This window comes from Kineococcus glutinatus (assembly GCF_039542765.1).
Taxonomy (GTDB): Bacteria; Actinomycetota; Actinomycetes; order Actinomycetales; family Kineococcaceae; genus Kineococcus_A; species Kineococcus_A glutinatus.
Map to the genome: position 1 here is coordinate 1 of NZ_BAABIL010000709.1, position 7,047 is coordinate 7,047.

The window sequence follows — 7,047 nt, forward strand, 5'->3', positions numbered from 1 at the left end:
GCGCCGGGTCGGTGAGGGCCCGGCGCAGGCCGACGGAGGAGTCGAGCAGGGACGCCACGGCGAAGAGCTCCTCGCCGATCTGGCCGGCGTCGACCAGCGGGTCGACGAGGTGGCGCTCGAGGACGTCCGCGGCCCGGGCGAGGCTGGCCCGCCCGGTGCCGGAGGTGATGCCCTCGCTCATCGCGAGGTCACCGGGGACGTCTGCTCCAGGTCGGCGAGGAAGCGGTCGACGGTCCCCCGCCGGCGCACCTCGTCCTGCAGCGACTCACCGACGATGCGGGAGGCGAGGTCGGTGGCGAGGCGGCCGACCTCGAGGCGCAGCTGCGCCACGGTCTGCTGCCGCTCGGCCTCGATCTGCGCCCGCGCACCGGCGGTGATGCGCTCGGCCTCGGCCTGCGCCTGCTGGCGCATCTCCGCGAGGATGGCCGCGCCCTGCTGGCGGGCCTCCTCGCGGATGGCGTTGGCCTCGCCGCGCGCGTCGGCGAGCTGCGCCTTGTACTGCGCGAGCGCGGCCGCGGCCTCGGCCTCGGCCTCGGCCTGGGCGCGCTCGGCCTTCTCGACGTTGCCCTCGATCGCCGCGCGCCGCTCCGCGTACATGACTTCGAGCCGGGGGACGACCTTCTTCGCCACCACCCAGTAGAGGATGGCGAAGGCGATGATTCCGAAGATCAGCTCACCGGTGTGCGGGAGGATCGGGAACTCGGGGTCGCCCTCCACCTCGGCGGCACTGGTGACCAGTGCTCCTAGCTGCACGGTTCCTCCTCAGGAACGGGACGCGTCGGCTTCTTGAGCGATGCCTGTCAGCGGAAGACGAAGGCGAGGGCGATGCCGAAGATGGCCAGCGCCTCCGCGAGGGCGAAGCCGAGGATGGCGATCGACTGCAGCATGCCGCGGGCCTCGGGCTGACGGGCGACGCCGTTGATGTACGCGGCGAAGATGAGGCCGATGCCGATGCCGGGGCCGATGGCGGAGAGGCCGTAGCCCAGGATCGCGATGTTGCCTTCCAACTCGATTCCTTTCGTTGTCGACGCGCGAAAGGCGTCGAGGGTGGGAGGGGCGGGTCAGTGCTCGGCAGCGAGAGAGCTGGCGATGTAGGTGGCGGCGAGCATCGTGAAGACGTACGCCTGCAGGAACTCCACCAGGAGCTCGAAGATCGTCAGCACGAAGGCCATGAGGAAGGTCGGGATCGAGACGACCTTCAGGCCGATGTCCCCGTGCAGCAGCATGTACTCGGCGCCCGTGATGAAGAGCACGAGGATCAGGTGGCCGGCGAACATGTTGCCGAAGAGCCGCAGGGCCAGCGTCACCGGCTGGATCACGAACGCGGTGAGGAACTCCAGGATCCAGACGTACCAGACGATGGACTTCGGCAGCCCGCTGGGCACGAGGCCGCCGAGGTAGCCGCCGAGGCCCTTCCGGCGCACGCCCATCACGTGGTAGATCACGTACACGACGAGGGTCAGCGCGATCGGGAAGCCGATGCGGCTCATCGTCGGGTACTGGACCGGCGGGATGACGCCGAAGAGGTTGTTCACGAGGATCAGCGAGAACAGCGTGAACAGCAGCGGCACGTACCGCAGGAACTCCCGGCTGCCGATGATGTCGCGGGCCACGGAGTTGCGGACGAGGCCGTAGACGGCCTCGACGGCCATCTGCTTCCTGCCCGGCACGACGGCGAGGCGCTTGGTGCCCGCCACCAGCAGCCACGCGATGAGCGCGACCGAGAGCAGGATGACGACCGCGGGACGCGTGACGGCGAAGGCGCCGCTGCCGAAGAGCGGCTGCCAGAACAGGCCGCTGTCGGGCGTCTCGTAGCTCTCACCCGCTGCGGCCAGCAGTCGCAGGCTCACGTCATCTCCTCCGTGCGAACGTCGTCGTGGGTACGGGGGCCTGGTGCGGCGCGGTGCACGGGGCCCCCGGTCGAAGCTGCGGGGCCCGCGGTCAGTGCGTACCGTACCGGAGCCACACGTAGTACAAGGTCAGCGCGATGCCCGCGAGCAGGCCGATCGCCACCACGAAATCCGTGCCGAGCAACCGGTCCACGCCCCAGCCCACCGCGCCGCCGAGCAGCACGCCCGCCAGCAGGTTGGACGTCACCCGCCACGCCGCGGACTCCGGGGGTGGCTCCCCGCCCCCGTCCTCCGGCGGCCTCGCGGGGCGCTCCTCGTCGGTCATCTCGGGCGGAACCGTAGCAGCCGCGCACGTCAGCTCCCCGTCCCGCGGCCACCACCGGTGCCGTCCTGCCCACCCGCGGCGAAGACGGGGATCCGCAGCCGCACGAAGCCGCGCATCTCCGCGGCCAGCCAGACGACGGCGGTGAGCAGCACGGTCAGCCCGAGGGCCGGGCCGTCCACCCACGACACCTGCGTCAGCAGCAGCATCGCGACGCCGAGCAGCACCACCTTGGCGGTGTAGACGGCCAGCGCGACGACGAGCACCAGCTGGGGGTTGGAGCGCGCGGTGCGCCGCATCACGACCAGCCGGGCGCCGAAGAAGCCGATGACGATCGCGGCGCCCACGAGCGCGGAGGCCATCTCGTCGACACCGCGGGCCAGGAGGGCGACGGCGGCGCAGAGCAGGCCGGCCGCAGCGGCGGGACCGAGGCAGCGGCGCAGGAGGACACCGAAGGCGTCCTCCATCGACACGGCTGCGGCGGGGTCTGTCACTGGGCTGCTCTCTGGTCGTCGGCGGGTCGTCCGGGTTCGGCTCGTCGGCGTTGCCGGCGCTGCGGGAAACCCCTGCACCGACTTTGTGAACGCTATCACAAGCGCCCCGGCGCTCCGCACCACCCGCACCGTGACGTACGTCGCTCCCGGCCCGTCCCCCGTCCGGAGCAGCCCGTCACGCTCAGCCGGGGGTCGGGCTCGAGGGCCGCTGCACGCCCTCGGCGAGCTCCGCGCCGACGGCACCCGGCGCCGGCGCCGCCCCCTGCACCACCACCGGGACCGGGCGCGCGGAACGCCGCCGCCCCAGCCACAGCGGCAGGAACGTCAGCGCGAGCACCACCGCGGCCGCGCCCAGCGCCACCAGCAGCGCGGCCGGCAGCGACAGGAACGCCGAGGCCGCCACCCCGAAGCTCAGCGCCGCCGCCCACGAGTACATGACGAGCACGGCCACGGCGTGGGAGTGCCCCATCTCCAGCAGGCGGTGGTGCAGGTGCTGCTTGTCCGGGTGCCAGAACGCCCGGCCCGCCAGCGTGCGGCGCACCACCGCCAGCAGCATGTCCCCCAGCGGCACGAGCAGGACCGCCACCGGCAGCACGAGCGGGAAGAAGGCCGGCGCGATGCGCTCCCCCGACAGCACCGTCGGGTCCACCGTGCTCGTCGCCGCGATCGTCGCCGAGGCCAGCAGCAACCCCAGCAGCATCGAGCCCGAATCGCCCATGAAGACCCGCGCCGGGTGCAGGTTGTGCGGCAGGAACCCCAGGCAGCACCCCACCGTGGCCGCCGCCACCAGCGTCGCCAGCGAGGAGTAGCCGTCCGGGGTGCCCGTGCGCTGCAAGGCGTAGGAGTAGCCGAAGAACGCCACCGCGCCGATGCCGACGATGCCCGCGGCCAGCCCGTCGAGGCCGTCGACGAAGTTCACCGCGTTGATCGTCACGACGATGCCCAGCACCGTCAGCAGCAGCATCATCTGGTTGGACAGCAGGGTGAGCCCGCCCACCGGCAGCGACAGCAGCCGCACCCCCTGCCAGGCCATCACCCCCGCCGCGAGCACCTGCCCCGCCAGCTTCGTGACCGCGTCGAGCTGCACGACGTCGTCGACCACCCCGACGGCGCACACGATCGCCGCACCCGCCAGCACCCACATCGGACCCGGCTCGGCGTCGAAGACGCGGGCCAGGAAGGGCGTGCGGCTGGCCACGAGCATCGCCGCCCCCAGCCCCAGCAGCATCGCCACGCCCCCCATCCGCGGGATGGGCACCGCGTGGACGTCGCGGTCGCGCACGGGCGTCATCGCCCCCACCCGCTGCGCGGTGCGCCGCACCAGCGGGGTGCTCAGGTAGGTGACCGCGGCCGCGACGACGAGCACCAGCAGGTAGGCCCTCACGCGTCAGCTCCCGCCCCCCTCCCGGACCGGCCGGCGCTCGGGTTCCGCCCAGCCCTCGGGCAGCACCCGGCGCAGCTCCTGCTCCGACAGCGCGCCGAGCCGCAGCACCCGCAGCTCCTCCCCCGTGGCGTCGACGATCGTGGAGGCCTCACCGTGCTCGGCGGGACCGGCGTCCAGGTACACCGCCACGGAGTCGGCGAGCTGCTCCTGCGCCTCCTGCCCCGTGCGCGCGGCCGGCTGCCCGCTGAGGTTGGCGCTGCTGACCGCCATCGGGCCCGTCCGGTCGAGCAGCTCCAGCGCGACCGGGTGCAGCGGCATCCGCACCGCGACGGTGCCGTGCGTGTCGCCCAGGTCCCACGTCAGCGACGGCTGCGCCCGGCACACGATCGTCAGCGGCCCGGGCCAGAAGGCGTCGATCAGCTCGCGGACGGCGAACGGCACCGAGGTGGCGATGCCGTCGAGGGTGCGCACCTCCGGCACCAGGACCGGCGGCGGCATCGCGCGGCCGCGGCCCTTGGCGTCGAGCAGCCGCTGCACCGCCGCCGGGGAGAACGCGTCGGCACCGACGCCGTAGACGGTGTCGGTGGGCAGCACCACGAGCTCACCCCGCTGCACGGCGCTCTGGGCGGCGCTCAGCCCCCGCCGCCGGGCCTCCGGATCGCTGCAGTCGAACCTCGGCTTCACAGGCGGCAGTCTCGCACCGTCACGGCGCCGGGACCCGCAGCGGCTCCCCGCGCCCCGCCCGTCGCGCCGAGGTCGCGCGGGGGCGGCCGGCCAGGTCGCGGTGCCCGCGCACCCCGGTCCACCCCGGACCCGCCAGCATCCGCCGCGCCCCCGCCTCCTGGACCTCGGCGTGCTCCACGACGAGCAGCCCGCCCGGGCGCAGCAACCGGGCCGCCGCCGCCACCACCCGGCGCGGCACCTCCAGGCCGTCCGGCCCACCGCCGTAGAGGGCCAGCTCGGGGTCGTGCTCGCGCACCTCCGGGTCCACCGGCACCGCCCCCGGCGGCACGTAGGGCGGGTTGCTCACGACGACGTCGACCTGCCCGTCCAGGTCGCCGAAGGCCGCGTGGGCGTCACCGAGGCGCAGGTCCAGGCCCGGGGCGAGCGCCTCCACGTTGCGCTGGGCCCACGCGTGCGCCATCGGGTCCAGCTCCACCGCGTGCACCCGCGCGGCCGGCACCTCCCGCGCCAGCGCCACCGCGATGGCCGCGGAGCCCGTGCAGAGGTCGACGACCACCGGGGCCCCGCCCGCGGCGGCCACCTCGCGCGCCGCGTCCACCGCCAGGCCCGCCACCACCTCCGTCTCCGGCCGCGGCACGAACACCCCGGGCCCGACCGCCAGCTCCAGACCGCGGAAGGCCGCCCGCCCGGTGAGGTGCTGCAGCGGCACCCGCGCCCGGCGCTGGTCGAGCAGCTCCTCGAAGCGCGCCGCGGCCGCCGGGTCCACGGCCTCCCCGAGCACGGCCAGCACCCGCAGCCGGCCCGGCTCCACCGCCAGCACGTGGGCCAGCAGCAGCTCCGCGTCCACCCGCGCGCTCGCCACCCCCGCGGCGGCGAGCCGGGTGGTGGCGGCGGCGAGCAGGTCGCGCGGGGACGGGCCGGGGGCGGAGGTCACCCCGGCAGGGTGCCAGCTCCCAGGCACAGCCCCAGCACGGCCAGGGACAGCGCTGCGCCGAACGCCCCGCCGCCGCAGCGCCGCGCGCGCCGCCGGGCGGGCCAGGACGCGCCGCGCCAGCGGGCCACGAGCACGGTGCGCCCGGTGGCGGCCAGCAGCAGCGACACCAGCCACGCCGCGGGCGGCACGACCTGCCAGGCCCCCAGGGCCCGCAGGGCCAGGAGCAGCGCCGCGGTGGACAGCCAGGTCGTGGCGGTGCGCAGCCGGTCCGGCACCTGCGCCGGGGACGTCGCCCGCCGCCGCAGGGCGAGGGACAGCGGGGTCAGCGGCGCCAGCACGAGGAGGAAGGCCGTGACCAGGACCAGCGGCAGCGGCGCGCCGCGCCCGGCCCCCGGGGCCTGGACGCCCAGCAGCCGGAACGCCACCGCCTGCGTGGAGGTCCCCGACGGGGCCGCGACCGCGGCGGAGTCACCGGTCCGCAGGTCGACGACCACGGAGGACGCGGCGCCGGCGACCTCGCCGTTGTTGAGCAGGAGCCGGCGGCCGCCGACCTCGGCGGTGTACCAGCCCCAGCCGGTGCGCATCCCCTCCTGGTCGGTGTCCGCGCGCGCCGCCGTCGCCTCCTGCCCGGGAGCCCGGCCGGCGGCCACCGCGGCCGCGAGGCGCCCGAGGTCGGTCGCGGTGGACCAGACCCCGGTCCCCGCCGGGGCGCTGCCGGCGGACACCCACGGCGCGGCGGGCAGCCCGTTCGCGCTCACCTGGTGCGCGCGCCCGGCCGGCAGCGGCTGCGGCACGGCGGCGGTCGACGTCATGCCCAGCGGGTCCAGCACCCGCTCCCGCAGCAGCTGCGGGTACGGCGTTCCCGCGCGCTCGGCGAGCGCCCCGCCGAGCAGGGCCACGCCGAGGTTGGAGTACGCGTGGTCGCCGCGCTCGCCGCGCAGCCGGGTGCCGGCCGCGGCTTCGAGCAGCCCGTCCGGGGTGTGCCCGGCGTAGGGGTTGCCGTGGGACAGGCGCGCGAGGAGCCCGCGGACCAGCGTCACCTCGTCCAGGCGGGGCAGGCCGGAGGTGTGGGTGGCCAGCTCCGCCAGCGTGGTGCGGGCCAGCTCGCCGGGCAGGTCGCGGTCGGGGTGGACCTCGCCGAGGGTGGTCTGCGGGGTCACCTCGCCCCGGCGCACGGCGTCGGCGAGCAGCAGGCCGGTCAGCGACTTCGCCACCGAGCCGATCTCCTGCGGCGTGGTGGCGGTGAGGGCGCGGGTGCGCCCGGGGCGCGCGTCGGCGGTGCCGACGGCCGCCGTGGTGGTGCGCCCGTCGACGGTCACCGCCGCCGCGAGGCCCTGTGCGGCGACACCTGCGCCGGCGGCGCGCAGCCGCGCCGCGAG

Annotated in this window: 9 protein-coding genes and 1 pseudogene; all 10 read right to left on the reverse strand. The window is 75.6% G+C overall.

Annotation, left to right across the window (positions count from 1 at the left end):
- Nucleotides 1–181 (reverse strand): annotated as a pseudogene (locus tag ABEB16_RS20440) (F0F1 ATP synthase subunit delta); the annotation flags it as partial.
- Nucleotides 178–753: a F0F1 ATP synthase subunit B gene (locus ABEB16_RS20445; protein ID WP_345714031.1), complete on the reverse strand. Its 576-nt coding sequence runs from the start codon at nt 751–753 to the stop codon at nt 178–180. The pseudogene ABEB16_RS20440 and the gene ABEB16_RS20445, both read right to left, overlap by 4 nt.
- A 47-nt stretch (nt 754–800) precedes the next feature.
- Complete coding sequence (gene atpE / locus ABEB16_RS20450; RefSeq protein ID WP_345714032.1) at nt 801–1,007, reverse strand: ATP synthase F0 subunit C; 207 nt, start codon at nt 1,005–1,007, stop codon at nt 801–803.
- A gap of 54 nt (nt 1,008–1,061) precedes the next feature.
- Nucleotides 1,062–1,850 carry a F0F1 ATP synthase subunit A gene (atpB, locus tag ABEB16_RS20455; RefSeq protein ID WP_345714033.1) on the reverse strand — a complete coding sequence of 263 codons (789 nt, stop codon included), beginning with the start codon at nt 1,848–1,850 and terminating at the stop codon, nt 1,062–1,064.
- 91 nt (nt 1,851–1,941) lie between these two features.
- Nucleotides 1,942–2,175: an AtpZ/AtpI family protein gene (locus tag ABEB16_RS20460; RefSeq protein WP_345714034.1), complete on the reverse strand. Its 234-nt coding sequence runs from the start codon at nt 2,173–2,175 to the stop codon at nt 1,942–1,944.
- A gap of 29 nt (nt 2,176–2,204) precedes the next feature.
- Complete coding sequence (locus tag ABEB16_RS20465; RefSeq protein ID WP_345714035.1) at nt 2,205–2,666, reverse strand: Cg1360 family ATP-synthase-associated protein; 462 nt, start codon at nt 2,664–2,666, stop codon at nt 2,205–2,207.
- Between the two features lie 181 nt (nt 2,667–2,847).
- Nucleotides 2,848–4,050 (reverse strand): MraY family glycosyltransferase, encoded by a 1,203-nt coding sequence (locus ABEB16_RS20470; RefSeq protein WP_345714036.1) that lies wholly within the window; start codon nt 4,048–4,050, stop codon nt 2,848–2,850.
- Between the two features lie 3 nt (nt 4,051–4,053).
- Nucleotides 4,054–4,734 (reverse strand): L-threonylcarbamoyladenylate synthase, encoded by a 681-nt coding sequence (locus tag ABEB16_RS20475; RefSeq protein ID WP_345714037.1) that lies wholly within the window; start codon nt 4,732–4,734, stop codon nt 4,054–4,056.
- A gap of 19 nt (nt 4,735–4,753) precedes the next feature.
- On the reverse strand, nt 4,754–5,668 hold the full coding sequence (gene prmC, locus ABEB16_RS20480; protein ID WP_345714038.1) for a peptide chain release factor N(5)-glutamine methyltransferase: 915 nt from the start codon (nt 5,666–5,668) through the stop codon (nt 4,754–4,756).
- On the reverse strand, nt 5,665–7,047 hold a 1,383-nt coding region (locus tag ABEB16_RS20485), incomplete at its 5' end, for a serine hydrolase domain-containing protein (protein WP_345714039.1). The genes ABEB16_RS20485 and prmC, both read right to left, overlap by 4 nt.

What these genes read in the sequence shown, in the direction of transcription:
- ABEB16_RS20460 (WP_345714034.1), bottom strand. Translation starts at nt 2,175, where the DNA reads ATGACCGACGAGGAGCGCCCCGCGAGGCCGCCGGAGGACGGGGGCGGG.